Here is a 19,223-nt window from a genome sequence, read left to right on the forward strand (position 1 = left end):
GTCCTTCATCAGGGTCCGCAGCCACTGAAGCGCTGCAAGAGTGACCGTTTGTAGTCTGGCCAGTCCGCACCTTGTTGTTCTCGCCTTGTTTGCAGATCACTCGGAAGGTATTTGTTTGGCAAGAAAACACTGCCCGCTCCGCCGGCCACGGGACGCTATTGCTTGACAGATAGGGAAGCCCTTGTAGTGAAGCTAACCGGGGCTTGGAATGCCGCGAGGCGGCATTCCAAGCGTCCGCGTTGAGCGCAAGGTTAGAAGCGTTCGCCGACACTTTGGTGCTCCTTCGTTGGGTTATGTGGTCCGCAGTAGCTGAATCCGCAAGCGATATGCTCCTTGTTTTTGTCATCTTTTATTGCCACGGTCAGCTTGAACAAACTGCCCCACGACACAATTGGGATGTGCTTCTTCGGGCGATCCTCTGGCCTGAAGTTGAGTTCAATGTTTGCTGAAACTACCCAGGTGAGAGGGATGCGCCGTGCAGACAGATGCCTTTTCAAGAATGAGTGGTAACCCCTCAGCAGTCTTGCAAACTGCGTTGTCTCGGGAGCAATGGTCTCGGTAAGCAAGTTGAGTTCAACAATGCCCGTTTCGCGTTCTTGCGCAAGCAAGCAAAGCTTTCCAATCCCCCAATAGCCCGCAACGTCGTTATTGCGACTGATGAAGGAGCCGTACAAACCGGATACTACGTTGCTGAGTTCTTTCCGACGGTCCATGGTCAGCGTCTAACGCCAAAAATCACCGGCAGCAGAAAGCAGAGCGCAGAGCGCAGAGCGCAGCGGTGCTTTTTGCTGTCCGAGTGAATTTTAATTGTTAGGCATTTAGTTCAATCTCTGCCCTGGGGAGTCAATGCTCACTTTATTATGAAGCAACTCCGCTTGAGCTATTTTCTTTTCCGACTCTTCTTTAGTTAATACGCCTTGCTCAACCAACCACTTAAATTTAGTAATTTCGTTTTCTAGCTCATTTTCAGGATTCACGTCTCCATGCCATTTTAATAGTTGTGCTTTTCTTCTATTATTTAGTTCTTTAACAATTTCGTCATGATTTTTGTCTTGTATAACGAATATATTCCCACACCCCACCCTAAATACAGAGTATTTTACTTTCGAGAAATGCGCCCAAATAACACAGGCGACTCCCATTAAGATCCAAAACCCTTTGCCGGAAAGTGTGGCGCCAGTGAAAACAGCGTGACCGAGAATAAATGTGCCTAGCGCCATCCACAAAAAACCAACATTTCTGAGCCATTGATTTTGTTCTATTTGAACGGATGATTTTTGAGGAAAATCTGCGTAGCTCATATCAGTATCTCCTGATCCAGATTTATCTTCATAGGCGAAGTTAAAATAATCGTCATAAAATGAAAAAGTGTGTTTATTTGACCTTTTCTTTTGTACGATTTTCATTTAGTACCTCATTTTGATTTTGCCTAACGTGAAGCTAACCGGCGCTGCGCGGGTTTATCGCGCAGCGCCCAGTGAGCGAAGCGAACGGGGTTGAGCGTAGAGTTGGGCATCGTTTCATGGAAGTGAGGCGGTATATGGATTTGAAGGAGACGGTCACCAGTGTTCATTTTGCGCGGGCATTCCCGAACAGGCCACCAATCAACGCGCCGTTCAAGGAGACGCAGGCCACGAAACCTAGCAGGATGACCGGCAACGGAATACTGTTCTCGCCAAGAGCCGACTGTAGAACTGCCAGCGCACCGAGCCACAACAATCCCCAAGGAAAACCAAGAATGCAGCCGGGCAAGACAACGCCAAAACTGACCATTGACCCACAGGTGCTACACAATCCAGCGTAGAGGTATAGCGCCCAGAGTCCGAACGATGCGCCCGCAACAAGAGCACCAACTCGTTGTTCTTTATCCATCAGTAACCCATCTCAAAGTGTGTAGCGCGCTTCACTGATGATGCCCAACGTAGAAGTAACCGGCCTGCGCGGCTTTTCGCGCAGGTCCGGTTGACTGCCGGGTTGGGCCTATTCACGGGCAGGAGGACATACGACACGAACAGGAAGGCCATCCTTGAAGCTGAAATACTCTTGGCACTCCAGCCCATCTTTCCTTATTGAACGACGACCGATATCAATCGCGCGTAGCATTTCGCTAACGGTTGTTTCCCCGTCCGAGTTCCAATCCATTTCCTGAATTGAGTAGCCGGTTCGCAAGACCAGGATACCTGCTCCAGCACCGAGCATTACCAGCACTAAGCCAACGACAATAAGAAATCGTCCTATCTTGCCCATGGTGCGCTGCTTCCATTAGCGGGGGAGCTGGCAGGATAGAAGTTGAAACCCTGAGCTGAACCGCCGTTCATCAGGTTGTTTCCGAAATTGACCGGCAGTGGCGTATATCCTCCAAGATTAACCCCGAGATTTTGTAAGCAGTATTGAGGCGGTGCGCCACAATTATTTGCCACGGCACCGTAGCTGCCTTGGGGCTTCTTCAAGCAAGCCTCAAACTGTTGCTCCTGTTGTGGATTCAGATTAATCACTGTGCCCACGCCGCTACGGAAATTATTCATGCCCATGTATTGGCCCGTCGGACCTACCCACATTCCACCGGGGCCAAAACTGTAGGTTGTTCCGTTGACGTTGGTCGAAACGTGGCCGAAAGAAGATGACCCCCATCCGACTGGCTGCCAAACGACGATTTCAGAATAGAGCCCGAGGGGATCGACGTATAGCAAAGGATTGCCACCGACATAGGTGTAGGGATTCATCCCACCCGCAAGTCCGATAGGGTCTGGCTGAATGAAGCGCGCCGAGGCATTCCCGGCGTAGACGGCGAATGCCCCTACGACTACCGCGACAGCTCTGACCTTGCGCATTGACATGATGACTTCCCTTATTGAGCAGCCTTGGCACGGCTGACAGATTGAACGTAGTTGGCTTCCTGGTCTTGGGTCGGTTCGCGCCACCCAAGGGCTTCGGCCTGCTCGAACCACAGGCGGTTCTGATCTCCAAGGTATTTGAAGTACCCGTATTCCTCCGGCGGTATCAATTTCGGCATCCGATACTTCTGCATGAAGTCCCTATTGGCTAGGCGGCCGTAGGCGCTGCCTTTCCTGAGCATGGAGCCAATGTCCTTCGGATAATGGGCAAGCACCACATCCGAAAGCGCGATGACCTTCTCATGCTCCTGCTTCGGAGCAAGATACTCGGCAAGTACCGTCGCAATGGCCGCCGCCGTCTCCCGTTTCGACAGCTTCCGCATATAGAGCCCGTTGACGATGGATTGGTCGGTCATCGGGTTCTGTTGCCGAATCCAAACATCCCGCGCCGGCTTGGCGCTACTTGTGGCCTCAAGGTTATAGGTGATTCCGGTTTCGGGATCGGTGTATTTCACGAAGAAGTGAAGGGGCGCTGTGGAAATGGTTACATCAAGGCCAAGGCGCTGACCAAGGATGACGAACAACAAGGGCATCGTGACGCAATTGCCCTTCTTCGACGCGATGTAGTTCAGCAGGAGTTTGTTTCGGATGTTCTTCCCAAGAGGATCGTCCAGGTCATAGCTGAAGGACCGATAGCCGTTCCACGGCCCTTTCTCATAGAGGTAGGCGCGGAGGGCCTGGAGTCTGTCATTGCTTGAAGGAAAGCCGGGCTGCATGGCACGCACCTGTGCGGTCATAGCGTCGATTTGCTTTAGCCCGGCATCGACATCGACGGTCGGATTAATCATCTTGTCGATGGTGAGCTTGATTCTGCCGAGGTCCATCTTGCTTTCGGGTTGCCGCAAGATGGCGTCAACGCGCTTTGCCTCCGGGACGGACTTGATGTCTGCGCCGGGTACCATCTCGGCGCGGACGACTGGGAGGCCCAGGGTGACCAGCACAAGGTAGAACGTAAGGAACCGGCTCAGTACGCGCATGGAAAGGCCCAACGTCAAAGTTCAGGGGCGATGCGCGGCTTTATCGCGCAGCGTCCCCTGGAACGAAATGTTAGCCCTCGTAGGTGGCTAGACGGAATGTTTCTACGAGCGATGAAGTTAACAACGAATGTCGCAAGCTCCTCGGCGTGATGAGTAACAAACTCATCGAGTTTGTCGGCCCGGCGCTCCGGTGATTCAAGTAACGATGCAAGAAATGCCCAGTCTTGGTTTCCTTCGCCGTGAACCAGTCGGCGCGACAATCCATGTTGAATGGGATTGCGAAACGCATTGTAGAAGGCGAGCAGTTGGTCTTTATCGGCCTCGCTAACCACACTGGCACTGACAAGGCGAGTGAGCATTTCGGAGAACATGAGGCCCCGCTTCTTCACGCCTTCGACTTCCTTTTCCGCTTTATGAAGTGCCTCCCTCCATTGGGCTAGGTCTCCCGATGACTGCTGAGGCGCAAGGAAGAAGACAAGAAGATCTCGGACATGCATTTCCACCAACGATACGGCCAGATGAACTGACGCCAAGAAGAGACCGGAATCAAGACAGTCTGCGAGTTCCCGCAGGTAGTAATTTGAAGCTCGGCCACTCACCCGGAGCGCGCGAGCGGCTTCCGCAAGAAGATGAATGCGCAAGGCGTCGTCGTCGCCGATTTGCTCATTAAGAGGCCGCATGACCATGACGAGGGCTAACGTTTGAGTTCAGGGGCGCGCCGCCGATAGGCGGAGCGTCCCCTGCAGCGAAAGGTTAGGCAGCGTTTTTGAGCGTGAGCACAAGTTCTTTAAGAGCACCACTTTCTCCAAGGCAGGTACTTCCACAAATAGTTGTGGCATAGGCATGAGTTACAGATGGAAGATGGTCGCTATCAATGAGGGACGTAAGATCAAATGATGCGGTCACACTCTCACGCGGTTCTAGCTTTCTTGGCCAAGGCCCTCTGTCAGCGAGCACCGGATTGACGAGAACAAGCCTTGTCTTCCGCCAGCGCGAGCGAAGGCCGATTTCATCAACCGTGACAGGAAACTTACTGAGATTCACAACTTCTACGGACAGCGTATCGGGAGGGTACGTAGGGTGGTGTATGTCGAAGCGATCTTTGTTATGCAGGTAGAACTCGCGGCCGGTGAAGTCTTTGCCCTGATATGAGGATGACTTGGGAACCACCCGTAACCGCACTCGGTCGGCTGCTCTAGCGTGGAGATAGTTATATATACCAAGGACCATCCCAACGAGGGCGGCGATGGCTGTGATGATGTCCTTAAGTTCCATGGGCGGGCAACGCTGCCTAACGTTTGAGCTCAGGTCCGGTGGATTGAAAGGTTAGAATGCGGTTTGAATAGCACCTATGGCTCCTTCGCCGTACATGACCATACCAGTATTTTCAGGAGCCTCCGGCCAGCGTTGCGGAGGGAGGTTGGCGAAATTGATGTCTATCATTGCCTCATCGTCAATTGACGTGGTTAGTACTGAGTCTAGGCGGCCAAAGGGAATTCTCCACTCGGCTGGTTCGTCCAGAACGATGAAGAAACTCAACGGGAAAAACTTCAAAAGCATGAAAACAGCAAATGAGTTCCAGTAATGAACAGACAGAGCAGCGCCCTTAACGATAACTTGATCGTTGTACGGGTACACCCAATAATACAGCTTGAGGTTTGCGGGAAACGGAGCACTTTCGTCAAGAAAGTAGTCCGTGAGATTTTCAATCATGGAACCGTTTCGATGTTCGTCGACGCCGTGCGCCAGCAAGTGCCCGACCACGCTACGAACAAGCCGATTTTGTTTGACGGTCAAATGCATCGCAGAGGGTAGATGCAGTGCTGATTCAAGATAGGCACGGACGTCTTTTGCGAGAGCGATAAGCACAGGATCGTAACGAAGCCCAAGGCGCTCGTTATTGCACTTACCGCAGAGAGTTCGGTACTTGACGCCGTTTTGCGAGATACGGCCCGACTTTTTTGGCCTTTGAACAGAAAGAAGATCGACGATATTTAACATCAACACCTGACTCACCCGAGCCACACCTTTCGGCGGAATGTGATCTTCTGTGAGCACGCCTACAGTTCCGCAGATATTGCACGGGCCGACCTTGGCTCCCCTCGTGATGATCCGCATGCTCCAAGCATCCTAACTTTATTGTAGACGGCGCGCTGCCGTATACGCAGACGCCTGACGCATAAGAAATTCCAGCGATCATACATCAAGCCGCTTGTCATCTTGCACTCGGGCATCTACTGTACATATTTTCATCAATCTTGCTGGAGAAACCCTGCATGAACGTGGAGAGCGTACAGTCCGCACCCGCCCCGCGCTTGCTGGATCAGGTCCGTAATCGCATCCGCTACAAGCACTACAGCTACCGGACCGAACAGGCCTATGTGTACTGGGTGCGCTTCTTCGTGAAGTGGCATCGCCTCCGCAATCCACGCGACATGGGCGCTGCCGAGGTCGAGGCATTTCCGGCTTACCTGGCGAACGAACGCAAGGTGGCGGCCTCTACCCACACGCAGGCGCTGTCGGCCCTGCTCTTCCTGTACCGCGAAGTGCTGGGCGTCGATCTGCCATGGCTCAAGGAAATCGGCCGCCCCAAGCCCAGACAGCGGGTTCCGGTGGTGTTGTCGCGTGGTGAGGTCAAGGTCCGGCTCGGGCGCATGAACGGAGTGGAGCGCAGCCTTGCTCAGTTGCTTTACGGCACCGGCATGCGTCTGATGGAAGCCTTGCGCCTGCGCATCAAGGACGTGGATTTCGAACTGAACGAAATCGCCGAGCGCGATGGCGAGGGCGGCCGTGGCGTGGTGTCGCCGATCGACCGCCTTTGAACCCGCCTACAGCAGCGGCGCGAGCCAGCGTTCGGCGGCGGCCACGCTCATGCCGGTGCGGCGCGCCCAGTCTTCGAGCTGGTCGCGGCCGATTTTGGTGATGGCGAAGTAGTGGCTTTCCGGGTGGGCGAAGTAGAAGCCCGCCACGGAGGCGGCCGGGGTCATGGCCATGGCCTCGGTGATCCCCATGCCGGCGTTGGCGGGGGCGTCCAGCAACTGGAACAGGGCCGCCTTGACCGTGTGGTCCGGGCAGGCCGGGTAGCCGGGGGCGGGACGGATGCCGCGGTAGGCTTCCTTGATCAGGGCTTCGTTGTCCAGCGCCTCGTCGGCGGCGTAGCCCCAGTATTCCTTGCGCACGCGCTCGTGCAGCCATTCGGCGGTGGCTTCGGCCAGCCGGTCGGCGAGGCTCTTGAGCATGATGGCGTGGTAGTCGTCGTGGGCGGCCTCGAATTCGGCGAGCTTGTGCTCGATGCCCAGCCCGGCAGTGACGGCGAAGGCGCCGATCCAGTCCCGCACGCCGGAATCCCGCGGCGCGACGAAATCCGCCAGGCACCAGTGGGGTTTGCCGGGCGGACGTTCGTGCTGCTGGCGCAGGCCGTACCAGGTCATGATGGGGTGGGTGCGCGCCTCGTCCTCGAACAGTTCGATGTCGTCGCCCGCGCTGTTGGCGGGGAACAGGCCGAACACGGCGCGGGCCTGCACCCACTGGCCGGCGATGAGGTCTTCCAGCATGTTCTGCGCATCCTGGAACACGTTGCGCGCGGTTTCGCCGACGATCTCGTCGTCGAGGATCTTGGGGAAGCTGCCGGCCAGGTCCCAGGTCTGGAAGAAGGGGCCCCAGTCGATGTAGGGGCGCAGGTCTTCCAGATCCACGTCCAGGGCCATCACGCCCAGGGTGTTGGGCTCCGGGGGCACGTAGCCTTCCACCGACAGCGGGTCGTAGGCATTGGCACGCGCGGCCTCCAGGTCCACCAGTTGCACGCCACGCTTGTTGGCGTGCTGGGCGCGGATGCGGTCGTAGTCGGCGGCCAATTGCGCCTTGAAATCGTCCGCGCCGCCTTCCGAGAGCAGCGCCGTGACCACGCCCACGGCGCGGGAGGCATCCGGCACGTAGACCACGGGCTGCTCGTAGTGGGGCGCGATCTTGATGGCGGTGTGGGCGCGGCTCGTCGTGGCGCCGCCGATCAGGAGCGGCACCTCGAAGCCCTGGCGCTGCATCTCCGCGGCCACGTGGCTCATCTCCTCCAGCGACGGGGTGATCAGGCCGGACAGGCCGATGGCCTGGGCGCCGTGCTCCTTGGCCGCATGCAGAATTTTTTCCGCCGGCACCATGACACCCAGGTCGATGACCTCGTAGCCGTTGCAGCCCAGCACCACGCCGACGATGTTCTTGCCGATGTCGTGCACGTCGCCCTTGACCGTGGCGATGACGATGCGGCCCTTGCTGGCGGCGCCGGTGCGCAGCTTCTCGGCCTCGATGTAGGGGATCAGGTGGGCCACGGCCTGCTTCATGACACGGGCGGACTTCACCACCTGGGGCAGGAACATCTTGCCTGCGCCGAAGAGGTCGCCCACCACGTCCATGCCGGCCATCAGCGGGCCTTCGATGACCGCCAGCGGCGGCCTGCCCTCGGCTTCCAGCCTGGCGCGCACTTCTTCCGTGTCTTCCACGACGAAGTCGGTGATGCCCTTGACCAGCGCGTGCTTGAGGCGCTCTTCCACCGGCTGGGCGCGCCAGGACAGGTCCGGGCCGGTTTCCTTGGCCCGGCCTTCCTTGACCGTCTGGGCGAATTCGACCAGCGCCTCGCCGGCGCCGGGATGGCGATTCAGGACCACGTCCTCGACCTTGTCCCGCAGCACCGGATCGAGTTCGTCGTACACACCCAGCATGCCGGCGTTGACGATGCCCATGCTCATGCCGGCGCGGATGGCGTGGTAGAGGAAGACGGTGTGGATGGCCTCGCGCACCGCGTCGTTGCCGCGGAAGCTGAAGGAGACGTTGGAAACGCCGCCCGACACGTGCGCGTGCGGCAGGTGCTGGCGTATCCAGCGTGTGGCCTCGATGAAGTCCACCGCGTAGTTGTCGTGCTCCTCGATGCCGGTCGCGATGGCGAAGATGTTGGGGTCGAAGACGATGTCCTCGGGCGGGAAGCCGATGCCCGTCAGCAACTCGTAGGCGCGCTTGCAGATTTCGGTCTTGCGCGCCCAGGTGTCCGCCTGGCCCTTCTCGTCGAAGGCCATGACGATGACCGCCGCGCCGTAGCGCCGGCACAGGCGCGCCTGGCGCAGGAAGGCGGCCTCGCCTTCCTTCATGGAGATGGAATTGACGATGCCCTTGCCCTGGATGCACTTCAGGCCGGCCTCGATGACCTCCCACTTGGAGGAGTCCAGCATCACCGGCACGCGGGCGATGTCCGGCTCGGCGGCGACGAGCTTGAGGAAGCGCTCCATGGCGGCCTGGCCGTCCAGCATGGCCTCGTCCATGTTGATGTCGATGACCTGGGCACCGTTGTCCACCTGCTGGCGGGCCACGGCCAGGGCGTCGTCGAAGCGGCCTTCCAGGATCATGCGGGCAAAGGCTTTCGAACCGGTGACGTTGGTGCGCTCGCCCACGTTCACGAAGAGCGCCTCCCGGCCCACGTCGAAGGGCTCCAGGCCCGCGAGGCGCAGCTTCTTCTCGACTTCCGGCACCCGGCGCGGCGGCAGGCCGGCCACGGCTTCGGCGATGGCGGCGATGTGGGCCGGCGTGGTACCGCAGCAGCCGCCGAGGATGTTTACGAGGCCGGATCGTGCCCATTCCACCACCGCGCCGGCCAGTTGCTCCGGGGTCTCGTCGTAGCCCGTGGGCGCCAGCGGGTTGGGCAGGCCGGCGTTGGGGTGGGCGGAGACGTGGGTGTCGCAGACGTGGGCCAGTTCCTCCACGTAGGCGCGCAGCTCGGCCGCGCCGAGGGCGCAGTTGAGGCCGAAGGAGATGGGCTGGGCGTGGGAGAGCGAGTTCCAGAAGGCTTCCGCAGTCTGCCCGGAGAGGGTGCGCCCGGAGGCGTCGGTGATGGTGCCGGAGATCATCACCGGCAGGCGACGGTTCAGGTCACCGAACAGCTTCTCGATGGCGAACACCGCCGCCTTGGCGTTGAGGGTGTCGAAGATGGTTTCGATCAGCAGCAGGTCGGCACCGCCTTCCATCAGGCCGCGGGCGGAGTCGTAGTAGTCGTCGGCCAGATCGTCGAAGCTGATGTTGCGGTAGCCAGGGTCGTTCACGTCCGGGCTGATGGAGAGCGTGCGCGAGGTCGGCCCCAGCACGCCGGCGCAGTAGCGCGGCTTGTCCGGGTTGCGGGCAGTGTATTCGTCGCACAGTTCGCGCACCAGGCGGGCGCTGGCCACGTTCAACTCATAGGCGACGTCGGCCATGCCGTACTCGGCCTGGGACACACGGGTGGCGTTGAAGGAACAGGTCTCGATGATGTCCGCGCCGGCTTCCAGATAGGCGCGGTGGATTTCGCCCACCACGTCCGGGCGGGTGAGCACCAGCAGGTCGTTGTTGCCCTTGAGGTCGCGAGGGTGGTCCAGGAAGCGGCTGCCCCGGTAGTCCGCCTCGCCCAGCTTGTACTGCTGGATCATGGTGCCCATGGCGCCGTCCAGGATCAGGATGCGGCGGGCGAGATGCTGGCGGAGTTCGGAGCTGCGGTCGGGTTGCATGGTGCGGAATGCCTTGTCTGACCGGGCGGCCGGCACAAAAGCGAACGGCGCGGCAAACCCGGCAATGGTTTGCGAGCGCCGTTGTTCGGTTGCCGAGCCTGGCCCGAACGCGGTTCAGGTCGCAGCGCCCCTCGGCAGAGGCGAAAGTCTAGCGGCAGTGCGGGGCGTTTGCCAACCTACCAGCCCCACCACGGGTCCCAGTAGGGGTGCCGCCAGGGGTAGCCCCAGGGACGGCCCCAATGGTAGCCCCATCCCATCCCCCAGTACGGGCGGCCGTACCAGGTGCCCCACATCCAGCCATCGTTGGGATACTCGTAGCTGCGGCTGGTGCGCACCACCTTGCCGTCGACGAAATGGACGTTGAAGCGTTCGGCGACCAGATCGATATAGGACTTGGGGATGTTCCAGTCCCATACCTCCTCGCCCGACAGGGCGAAACGCTGCACCGAGCGGTACTGGCCCAGCAGGCGGCGGATTTCGTCCTGGGTCATGCCTTTCTTCACCTGGGCGAGGTTGTCGGAGGCCAGCGCATCCCACTGGCGCAGCACCACGCCGGTGGGGTCCACTTCCACCATCAGGCAACTCGTGCCGTTGGGCTGGGTGGAAAACTCCAGCACGGTGCTGCCGTCCGGGTTGGGCCAGCGCGCGGTCGGTTCGCCGCGGGCGGCGATGGCCTCGGTCTCGCTGGTGTAGGGGCGGGGCGGCGCGAAGGCGGCGCAGCCGGCGAGGGCGAACGCGAGCGCCACCACGGCGAGCACGCGGGAAGGATGGCGCAGGATGTGCAGGGCTGGGCGTGACATGATTTCAGGGCTTGGGTTTGTTGTAACGTCCGGTGCCGCTCACCCGTCCTTGCTCATCGAAGGACACGGTGAAGTAGGTCGGGTCGACGATGGTGCTGCCGCGCTCGATCAGCCACTCCCACACCGTCTCCCGCTTCAGTTGGAAGAACTGGCGGGCGGCCGGACGGCCGAGCAGGCGGCGCACCTCGTCTCCGCTCATGCCCGTTTGGACGCGCGCGAACTGCGTTTCGTTCAACACCTGGTCGACCTGGCGCAGGATGTTGTCCGGGCCGACGGTGATCATGTAGCACTCCGCGCCCTCGGGCTGGCGCGAATACTCCCAGGTCACCGAGCCGTCGGTATTGAGCCATTCCATCTGCGGCGGCCCGAAGCGTTCGCGCACCTCGGCCGCGGTGGACACCCCCGGCTTCAGCTCGCGCACGTTGAGGTAATCGCAGCCGGGCAGGCCGATGGCGGCGAACAGGGCACACAGCAGGCTGAGCAGCTTCTTCATCGTTCCTGACCGGCGTAATGATGCTGCTAGAATCGCACCGGGACCGGGTGGCACGCAATCGCCGGCCGGTGAGCCATTGCAACACATCTGGCCGGGAGCCATGCGGATTTGAGGGATTCCAGCGAACCGGATGGCGGCGCCACCTTCCCCACCGCGGATGCCGCCCGCGTGCCGCTGCTGCAGGCGCGCGGGCTCAGCAAGCGCTACGGTGGCATCTGCGCCCTCGACGACGTGTCGCTGGACATCCACCGCGGCGAAATCTACGCCCTGATCGGCCCCAACGGCGCCGGCAAGACCACCTTCTTCGACGTGCTCACCGGCTTCTGTACGCCGGATGCGGGCGGCATCGTGTTCGACCGTGTCGTGCTCGCCCGCGGCGAGGTCCGCGCGGTGGCGGCGCGCGGCATCGCGCGCAGTTTCCAGAACGCCCGCTTGTTCGACGACCTCACCGCCTTCGAAAACGTGCTGATCGGCCACCACGGGCGGCTCGCCGCCGGCGCGCTCGACGCCCTGCTGCGCGGCCGCCGCACGCGCGAGGAGGAAGCCCGTGCCGCCGCCTTCGCGCGCCATCTGCTCGACTACGTGGGTCTCGGCGAGCATGCCGGCACGCTGGCCGAAGCCCTGTCCTACGGCGACCGCCGGCGGCTGGAGATCGCCCGCGCGCTGGCGGCCGGGCCGCTGCTGCTGGCCCTCGACGAACCGGCCGCCGGCATGAACCCGAGCGAGAGCGCGGCGCTGGCCACGCTGCTGCGGCGCATCCGCGCCGACGGCACCACGGTGCTGCTGATCGAGCACGACATGCCGCTGGTCATGGGTCTGTGCGACCGCATGGCGGTGCTCGATGCCGGGCGCAAGATCGCCGAGGGCACGCCGGCCGCGGTGCAGGGCGATCCGGCGGTGATCGAAGCCTATCTGGGGCGGGGGCGGCATGGCGGATGAATCCGCTGCGGAGGCCGCCCCGCCCCTGCTGCAGCTCGAAGGCGTGGCGGTGGACCACGGTGCGCTGCGCGCCGTGCATGGCATCGACCTCGCCGTGCACGAAGGCGAGGTGGTCAGCCTGATCGGCGCCAACGGCGCCGGCAAGAGCAGCACGCTCAACGCGGTGGCCGGCCTGCTGCCGCTGGCCGCCGGCCACGTCCGCTACCGCGGCGAGGCGGTCGAGGCCCTGCCCGCCCACCTGCGGCTGGCCCGCGGCATCGCGCTGGTGCCGGAAGGGCGCGGCATCTTCGCCCGCCTGTCGGTGGATGAGAACCTGCGCCTGGGTGCCTACACGCGGCGGGACAAGGCGGTGCTGGCCGCCGACCTGGAACGGGTCTACACCCTGCTGCCGCGCATCCGCGAACGCCTCGGCCAGCCGGCCGGCACACTCTCGGGGGGCGAGCAGCAGATGCTGGCCATCGGCCGCGCGCTGCTCGCCCGCCCGCGCCTGCTGCTGCTCGACGAACCGTCCATGGGCCTGGCGCCGCGCCTGGTGGATGCGCTGTTCGACACCATCGCCGCGATCGCCCGCGACGGGGTCAGCATCCTGCTGGTGGAACAGAACGCCGCCCTGGCCCTGGAACTGGCGCAGCGCGCCTACGTGATGGCGAACGGCCGCATCGCGCTGGAAGGCGCCGCCGCCGCGCTGCGCGACGATCCGGCGATCCGGCGCGCCTACCTGGGCGGAACGGAAAATCCGTAACCGCTTATACTCCGCCATTCCGTTTTTCCGCCCACCGGCCATGAAGCATCTGCCCCCCAGGGAAGCCCACGACTACCTGCGATCCAACCCGCACGCACTGCTGATCGACGTGCGCAGCGAGATCGAACACCACTTCGTCGGCCATCCGCTCGGCGCGCTGCACGTGGCGTGGAACGACGGCCCCGAATGGCGCATCAACCCCCACTTCGTCGACGAGGTGAAGCGGCTCGCCGGTGACGGCGGCGAACGCCCGGTGCTGCTGATCTGCCGCAGCGGCAATCGCTCCGAGGCGGCCGGCGAGGCGCTGGAGCAGGCCGGCTTCACGCAGGTGTTCAACGTGGTGCATGGCTTCGAGGGCGAGCTGGACGACAGCCAGCACCGCAACACGATCTCCGGCTGGCGGCACGACGGCCTGCCCTGGGAGCAGTGCTGAACGAGTTCGCCGCCGCGCCATTCAGGCGGCCGGCTCCCCCCGCCAGGCCAGATAGGCCGCCAGCCCGAGCGCGACGAAAAGGCTCATCCCCAGGCCGAGGGTGAGCGGGCTGGCCCACAGCAGCGGCACCACCATCCCCGCGCTCAGCGCATTCACGCCCACCTGGACGAAGCTCTGGCAGCTCGCCGCCATGCCGCGCCGCTGGGGAAAGATGTCCAGCGCCAGCAGCGTCAGGCTGGGCATGGCGAGCGACATGCCAAAGGTATACACCCCGACGGGCAGCACCGAAGCCGGCACCGCCGGCGGCAGCAACGCGGCGTACACGACGTTGCCGAGACCGGCGGCAAGCATGATGGCGAAGCCCACGGCAATGGTGCGCCGCGAACTCCAGTGCCCGGCCACCCGGCCGGACAGCCAGGAGCCCCCCATCATGCCCAGTACCGCCGACGCGAACAGCCAGGCGAAGTCGAGTTCGCCCAGGCCGAGATGCTCCATGATGAACACCGGCGCCGACAGCACGTAGATGAAGAAGCCGTTGAAATTGAACGCGACCGCCACCACCAGCAGCATGAAGGCCAGACTGGAGAACACCGCCCAGTAGCCCCGCGCGAGGCCGAGCGGATGCAGGGGCTGGCGCGCCTCGGCGGACAGGGTTTCGGGCAGGTAGCGCCAGGTCATCCAGCCCAGCGCGGCGCCGAACAGGGCGAGAAAGAAGAAGATCGCGCGCCAGCCCGCGAGGGCCAGCAACGCGCCGCCCACCAGCGGTGCCACCGCCGGCGCCACGGCGAAGATCAGCATCACCCGCGACATCAGGCGCTGCGCATGCGCACCGTCGTAGACGTCGCGGATCACCGCGCGCCCGACCACCATGCCCGCGCCGGCACTCACGCCCTGCAGCGCGCGTCCGGCCCACAGCCACTCGATGGACGGGGCGAAGGCGCAGGCCAGGGAGGCCGCGGCGAACAGCACCAGCGAGACGATGATCACGTCCCGGCGCCCGAAACGGTCGGACAGGGCGCCGTGCCACAGGGACATGAAGGCGAAGGTGGCCATGTAGGCGGTCAGCGTCTGCTGCACGGCGAGCGGCGCAGCGCCCAGCGCCGCTCCCATGGCCGGGAAGGCGGGCAGATAGGCATCAATCGAAAACGGGCCGATGGCCGCGAGCGCGGCCAGCAGCACCGCGAGCCGGGGCGACGTGGCGGGCATGCGGAACCTTGGGCAAACCGGGTGCGCCGCGGCCCGCGGGCCGTACGAGACGCTTCCGGGAATGTTGATCTGGCGGGCGCGCGGCGAACGGGCTTTAGGACTCGTCGAAGCTGCGCCGGTACTGGATGGCCTCGGCCACGTGCGCCGTGCCGATGGAGTCGGCTTCGGCGAGGTCCGCGACCGTGCGGGCCACCCGCAGCACGCGATGATACGCCCGCGCGGACAGGTTCAGGCGGGAGATCGCCTGGCGCAGCAGCGCCGCCGCATCGGCGTCCGGCCGGCAGTGGCGCTCCACCTGGGCCTCGTCGAGCAGGGCATTGAGCACGCCCTGGCGCGCCTGCTGGCGCTCGCGGGCGCGCATCACGCGGTTACGCACCGCGGCACTGTCTTCGCCCGCCGGGCGGGCCGTCAGCGCGCCCTCGTCGAGGGCCGGCACTTCCACGCGCAGGTCGATGCGGTCGAGCAGCGGGCCGGACAGACGCCCGCGGTAGCGCGCCACCTGGTCCGGCGTACAGCGGCAGCGCCGCGTCGGATGGCCGGCGTAGCCGCAGGGGCAGGGATTCATCGCCGCCACCAACTGGAAGAAGGCCGGGAAGGCGACCCGCCGGCGCGCCCGCGACACGGTGACCATGCCGGTCTCCAGCGGTTCGCGCAGCGCTTCCAGCGCGCGCCGCTCGAATTCCGGCAACTCGTCGAGAAAGAGCACGCCGTGGTGGGCCAGGGAAATCTCGCCCGGCTGGGGGTTGCCGCCGCCGCCCACGAGGGCGGCGACCGAGGCCGAGTGGTGCGGGGCGCGGATCGGGCGCAAACCCCATTGCGTGACGTCGAAGCCGCGCTCCAGCGAGTGCAGCGCGGCGACCTGAAGTGCCTCGTCGTCGTCCAGCGGCGGCAGCAGGCCCGGCAGGCGGCGCGCCAGCATGGACTTGCCGGTGCCCGGCGGGCCGTACATCAGCAGCGAATGCTGGCCGGCCGCGGCCACCTCCAGCGCGCGGCGGGCCTGGTGCTGGCCCTTCACGTCGGCGAGATCGGGCAACGCCGCAGCGGGCTGCACCGCAACCGTGGCGCGATGGGGCGCGATGGGCTGGTGGCCGTTGAGGTGGGCACACACTTCGAGCAGGCTGTCCGCGGCCAGCACCGGGGTGGCGCGCGCGAGCGCGGCCTCGTCGGCGTTGGCGCGCGGCACCACCAGCGTGCGGCCGTGCTGTCCGGCCATGAGCGCCGCCGCGAGCACGCCGCGGGACGCACGCAACCCGCCAGAGAGGGACAGTTCGCCGACGAACTCGTGGTGCGCCAGAGCGGCGGCATCCACCTGGCGCGCCGCGGCGAGGATGCCGACGGCGATCGGCAGGTCGAAGCGCCCGCCTTCCTTGGGCAGGTCGGCCGGGGCGAGATTCACGGTGATGCGGCGCTGGGGGAATTCGAACTGCGAGGTGGCGATCGCGGCGCGCACGCGCTCGCGCGCCTCGCGTACCTCGGCATCGGGCAGGCCGACCAGGTTGAAGGCCGGCAGGCCGTTGGCCAGATGGACCTCCACGGTCACCGCGGGCGCACTCATGCCGTCGAGGGCGCGGGTGTGAACCAGGGCGAGCGACATGCGGGGCTCCGCGTGGACGAAGCCGGCAGTTTAGCCCAGCGGCATCAATTCATGCGGTATGGAATGTTTCGCGGTGTGGCCCGGGCGCACGGCACCGGTTTCTTGCTCATCGGCCCCGACCGTTGCCGATGCACGCCTTCAGGCGCGCTTGCCGGGCTCCGCGGCGGCTTCGAGGGCGGCGACCCGCGCTTCCAGTTCGGCCAGGCGGCGGTTCGCCTGGGCAAGCAGTTCGCGTTGCACGTCGAATTCCTCGCGGGTGGCCAGGTCGAGCTTGGCGAAGGCGCTGCCGAGCAGCGCGCGCACGTTCTTTTCGATGTCGCGCGCCGGGCTGGCGGCGGCGATCTCGGACAGTTTCGCGCCGATTTCGTCGAGGATGCGGGGAGTGCTCATGGCGGTATTCGCTGGCGGAATCAGGGATGGGTGCAGTTTAGCACGCGCCCCGGAGAGGGCCTCCGGGCGGCCGCCCGCCACAGCTTGTAACATCCCTCGCACCACCATGGTGCTCATGCACCGGAATGGACATCCGATTCGCCCGCTGCACTGCAGCACGCCGCGGCGGACATGGCTAATTCGCTGATCCGGCTGACGTTCCGCATTCTGGCACGGAACCCGCTTGCAAGCGGGCCGCCAAGACTCAACCGGGAGAAACAAGACATGCTGACCGCCATCCTGCCCCCGGCAGGCGAAAGGAGAACCTCATGAAATTCATCACCGCGATCATCAAGCCGTTCAAGCTGGACGAGGTGCGCGAAGCGCTCTCGGCCATCGGCGTGCAGGGCATCACCGTCACCGAGGTCAAGGGGTTCGGGCGCCAGAAGGGCCACACCGAGCTGTACCGCGGCGCCGAGTACGTCGTCGACTTCCTGCCCAAGGTCAAGATCGAGGCGGCCATCCGCGCCGACATCCTCGACCAGGCCATCGAAGCCATCGAGAAGGCCGCGTCCACCGGCAAGATCGGTGACGGCAAGATCTTCGTCTTCGATCTGGAGCAGGCCATCCGCATCCGCACCGGCGAGACCGGCGCCGACGCGCTGTAAGGGAGCCATACAACATGAAGAAACTGTTTGCCATCCTGCTGGCGGCTCTCACCGTCGGCTTTGCGGGCGGCGTTTTCGCCCAGGACGCGGCGGCTGCGGCCGCCGAGGCCGTTGCCGAGGTGGCCGCGGCCGCCGCGGAAGTCGTTGAAGAGGCGCCGGCCATCGATTCCGGCGACACCGCGTGGATGCTCACTTCCACCATGCTCGTCATCCTCATGACCATTCCCGGCCTGGCGCTGTTCTACGGCGGGCTGGCCCGCAGCAAGAACATGCTGTCGGTGCTCATGCAGGTGTTCGTGATCTTCTCGCTGATCACCGTGCTGTGGGCCATCTACGGCTTCAGCCTGGCCTTCGGCGGCGAGGGTACGTTCTTCGGCGGCTTCGACAAGGTGTTCCTCAAGGGCATCGGCCCGGACGATCCTTCGGCCGCGCTGTCGACCATCCCCGAGTTCGTCTTCGTGGCCTTCCAGTCCACTTTCGCGGCCATCACCACCGCGCTGATCGTCGGCGCCTTCGCCGAGCGCATCAAGTTCTCGGCCGTGCTGCTGTTCGGGGTGCTGTGGTTCACCTTCAGCTACATCCCGATGGCGCACATGGTGTGGGGCGGCGGCCTGCTGGCCGAGGACGGCGCGCTCGACTTCGCTGGCGGTACCGTGGTGCACATCAACGCCGGGGTGGCCGGTCTGGTGGGCGCCTATCTGGTGGGCAAGCGCATCGGTTTCGGCCGTGAGGCCCTGACCCCGCATTCGCTGACCCTGACCATGGTCGGCGCTTCCCTGCTGTGGGTGGGCTGGTTCGGCTTCAACGCCGGTTCGGCCGGGGCGGCCAACGGCATCGCGGGCCTGGCCTTCATCAACACCATCCTCGCCACCGGCGCGGCGGTGCTGGCCTGGAGCCTGGGCGAGGCGCTGTTCAAGGGCAAGCCTTCGATGCTGGGTGCGGCGTCCGGTGCGGTAGCCGGCCTGGTGGCGGTGACGCCCGCGGCGGGTTTCATCGGCCCGATGGGCTCCATCGTGCTGGGGCTGATCGCCGGTTTCGTGTGCCTGTGGGGCGTGAGCGGCTTGAAGCGCCTGCTCGGCGCGGACGATGCCTTCGATGTGTTCGGCGTCCATGGCGTGGGCGGCATCGTCGGGGCGATCCTCACCGGCGTGCTCGCGGCCCCCGGCCTGGGCGGTACCGGCGCCGAGGACTTCGCCATCGCCGCCCAGGTGTGGGTCCAGGTCAAGAGCGTGCTCGTCACCATCGTCTGGTGCGGCATCGTCTCGCTCATCGCCTACAAGATCGTCGATGTGCTGATCGGCCTGCGCGTCTCCGAGGAGGAAGAGCGCGAGGGCCTCGACATCACCTCTCACGGCGAAACCGCCTACCACTACTGACAAGGCTTGTGCCACCCGGGACCGTCTCTCCTCCGGTCCCGCTACGGAAGGGCGCCCCGCGAGGCGCCCCTTTTTTTTGGGCACTCCGGACGCGCGCCGGCGATGTGCCAATTCCACGGCGCGCTGCTTTTGGTGCCGGGCACGGGACATTACGCACCAATTCCGTGCATCGAGACGGAAACAGCCCTCTCCGGCGCGGCGCGGTATCGCCAGA

21 protein-coding genes and 1 riboswitch are annotated in these 19,223 nt (G+C 63.8%); of the genes, 6 read left to right on the forward strand and 15 right to left on the reverse strand.

Features of this window, described 5'->3' with window-relative positions:
• Nucleotides 1-251: 251 nt before the first annotated feature.
• From E6O51_RS07325 to E6O51_RS07365, 9 genes are all read right to left on the reverse strand, one after another.
• Nucleotides 252-713, reverse strand: coding sequence for a hypothetical protein (locus tag E6O51_RS07325; RefSeq protein ID WP_136384333.1), 462 nt, complete (start codon nucleotides 711-713; stop codon nucleotides 252-254).
• Nucleotides 714-818: 105 nt separating this feature from the next.
• The gene (locus E6O51_RS07330; RefSeq protein WP_136384334.1) at nucleotides 819-1,406 is read right to left on the reverse strand and encodes a hypothetical protein; all 588 of its coding nucleotides are present in this window, start codon (nucleotides 1,404-1,406) and stop codon (nucleotides 819-821) included.
• 163 nt (nucleotides 1,407-1,569) lie between these two features.
• Nucleotides 1,570-1,872, reverse strand: coding sequence for a hypothetical protein (locus E6O51_RS07335; protein WP_136384335.1), 303 nt, complete (start codon nucleotides 1,870-1,872; stop codon nucleotides 1,570-1,572).
• A gap of 108 nt (nucleotides 1,873-1,980) precedes the next feature.
• Nucleotides 1,981-2,247: a hypothetical protein gene (locus tag E6O51_RS07340; RefSeq protein WP_136384336.1), complete on the reverse strand. Its 267-nt coding sequence runs from the start codon at nucleotides 2,245-2,247 to the stop codon at nucleotides 1,981-1,983.
• Nucleotides 2,235-2,837, reverse strand: coding sequence for an RHS repeat-associated core domain-containing protein (locus E6O51_RS07345; RefSeq protein ID WP_136384337.1), 603 nt, complete (start codon nucleotides 2,835-2,837; stop codon nucleotides 2,235-2,237). The genes E6O51_RS07340 and E6O51_RS07345 overlap by 13 nt, the downstream gene beginning before the upstream one ends.
• An 11-nt stretch (nucleotides 2,838-2,848) precedes the next feature.
• Complete coding sequence (locus E6O51_RS07350) at nucleotides 2,849-3,871, reverse strand: transglutaminase family protein (RefSeq protein ID WP_136384338.1); 1,023 nt, start codon at nucleotides 3,869-3,871, stop codon at nucleotides 2,849-2,851.
• Between the two features lie 14 nt (nucleotides 3,872-3,885).
• The gene (locus E6O51_RS07355; RefSeq protein WP_136384339.1) at nucleotides 3,886-4,557 is read right to left on the reverse strand and encodes a hypothetical protein; all 672 of its coding nucleotides are present in this window, start codon (nucleotides 4,555-4,557) and stop codon (nucleotides 3,886-3,888) included.
• Between the two features lie 67 nt (nucleotides 4,558-4,624).
• Nucleotides 4,625-5,146, reverse strand: coding sequence for a hypothetical protein (locus E6O51_RS07360; RefSeq protein ID WP_136384340.1), 522 nt, complete (start codon nucleotides 5,144-5,146; stop codon nucleotides 4,625-4,627).
• Nucleotides 5,147-5,197: 51 nt separating this feature from the next.
• Nucleotides 5,198-5,989, reverse strand: coding sequence for a hypothetical protein (locus tag E6O51_RS07365; protein WP_136384341.1), 792 nt, complete (start codon nucleotides 5,987-5,989; stop codon nucleotides 5,198-5,200).
• A gap of 158 nt (nucleotides 5,990-6,147) precedes the next feature.
• On the opposite strand from E6O51_RS07365, the gene E6O51_RS07370 reads away from it, so the two are divergent.
• Nucleotides 6,148-6,693: a phage integrase N-terminal SAM-like domain-containing protein gene (locus tag E6O51_RS07370; protein WP_136384342.1), complete on the forward strand. Its 546-nt coding sequence runs from the start codon at nucleotides 6,148-6,150 to the stop codon at nucleotides 6,691-6,693.
• Nucleotides 6,694-6,699: 6 nt separating this feature from the next.
• Here the strand turns inward: E6O51_RS07370 and metH are convergent, their stop codons facing one another.
• From metH to bamE, 3 genes are all read right to left on the reverse strand, one after another.
• Nucleotides 6,700-10,389: a methionine synthase gene (metH, locus tag E6O51_RS07375; protein WP_136384343.1), complete on the reverse strand. Its 3,690-nt coding sequence runs from the start codon at nucleotides 10,387-10,389 to the stop codon at nucleotides 6,700-6,702.
• Between the two features lie 66 nt (nucleotides 10,390-10,455).
• Nucleotides 10,456-10,528, reverse strand: a riboswitch (S-adenosyl-L-homocysteine riboswitch).
• A gap of 37 nt (nucleotides 10,529-10,565) precedes the next feature.
• Complete coding sequence (locus E6O51_RS07380) at nucleotides 10,566-11,189, reverse strand: outer membrane protein assembly factor BamE (RefSeq protein ID WP_136384344.1); 624 nt, start codon at nucleotides 11,187-11,189, stop codon at nucleotides 10,566-10,568.
• 4 nt (nucleotides 11,190-11,193) lie between these two features.
• Nucleotides 11,194-11,682 (reverse strand): outer membrane protein assembly factor BamE domain-containing protein, encoded by a 489-nt coding sequence (bamE, locus tag E6O51_RS07385; RefSeq protein ID WP_136384345.1) that lies wholly within the window; start codon nucleotides 11,680-11,682, stop codon nucleotides 11,194-11,196.
• A gap of 108 nt (nucleotides 11,683-11,790) precedes the next feature.
• On the opposite strand from bamE, the gene E6O51_RS07390 reads away from it, so the two are divergent.
• The 3 genes from E6O51_RS07390 to E6O51_RS07400 are packed head-to-tail and all read left to right on the forward strand — an operon-like array spanning nucleotide 11,791 to nucleotide 13,796.
• The gene (locus tag E6O51_RS07390) at nucleotides 11,791-12,621 is read left to right on the forward strand and encodes an ABC transporter ATP-binding protein (protein WP_230976725.1); all 831 of its coding nucleotides are present in this window, start codon (nucleotides 11,791-11,793) and stop codon (nucleotides 12,619-12,621) included.
• A complete protein-coding gene (locus E6O51_RS07395) occupies nucleotides 12,611-13,363 on the forward strand; it encodes an ABC transporter ATP-binding protein (RefSeq protein ID WP_136384346.1) in 753 nt (250 codons plus the stop codon). The genes E6O51_RS07390 and E6O51_RS07395 overlap by 11 nt, the downstream gene beginning before the upstream one ends.
• Before the next feature lie 40 nt (nucleotides 13,364-13,403).
• Nucleotides 13,404-13,796, forward strand: coding sequence for a rhodanese-like domain-containing protein (locus tag E6O51_RS07400; protein WP_136384347.1), 393 nt, complete (start codon nucleotides 13,404-13,406; stop codon nucleotides 13,794-13,796).
• Nucleotides 13,797-13,817: 21 nt separating this feature from the next.
• On the opposite strand, the gene E6O51_RS07405 is transcribed toward E6O51_RS07400, so the two are convergent.
• The 3 genes from E6O51_RS07405 to E6O51_RS07415 form a co-directional block, all read right to left on the reverse strand.
• On the reverse strand, nucleotides 13,818-15,002 hold the full coding sequence (locus E6O51_RS07405; protein ID WP_136384348.1) for a multidrug effflux MFS transporter: 1,185 nt from the start codon (nucleotides 15,000-15,002) through the stop codon (nucleotides 13,818-13,820).
• A gap of 94 nt (nucleotides 15,003-15,096) precedes the next feature.
• Nucleotides 15,097-16,596 carry a YifB family Mg chelatase-like AAA ATPase gene (locus tag E6O51_RS07410; RefSeq protein ID WP_136384349.1) on the reverse strand — a complete coding sequence of 500 codons (1,500 nt, stop codon included), beginning with the start codon at nucleotides 16,594-16,596 and terminating at the stop codon, nucleotides 15,097-15,099.
• A gap of 138 nt (nucleotides 16,597-16,734) precedes the next feature.
• Nucleotides 16,735-16,986 (reverse strand): accessory factor UbiK family protein, encoded by a 252-nt coding sequence (locus E6O51_RS07415; RefSeq protein ID WP_136384350.1) that lies wholly within the window; start codon nucleotides 16,984-16,986, stop codon nucleotides 16,735-16,737.
• Nucleotides 16,987-17,294: 308 nt separating this feature from the next.
• Here E6O51_RS07415 and glnK point away from each other — a divergent pair, with 308 nt between their 5' ends.
• Nucleotides 17,295-17,633 (forward strand): P-II family nitrogen regulator, encoded by a 339-nt coding sequence (glnK, locus tag E6O51_RS07420; protein WP_136384351.1) that lies wholly within the window; start codon nucleotides 17,295-17,297, stop codon nucleotides 17,631-17,633.
• 14 nt (nucleotides 17,634-17,647) lie between these two features.
• On the forward strand, nucleotides 17,648-19,009 hold the full coding sequence (gene amt, locus E6O51_RS07425) for an ammonium transporter (protein ID WP_136384352.1): 1,362 nt from the start codon (nucleotides 17,648-17,650) through the stop codon (nucleotides 19,007-19,009).
• The last annotated feature ends 214 nt before the right edge of the window (nucleotides 19,010-19,223 follow it).

Source organism: Pseudothauera rhizosphaerae (assembly GCF_004801305.1).
In the GTDB taxonomy this organism is placed as follows: domain Bacteria; phylum Pseudomonadota; class Gammaproteobacteria; order Burkholderiales; family Rhodocyclaceae; genus Pseudothauera; species Pseudothauera rhizosphaerae.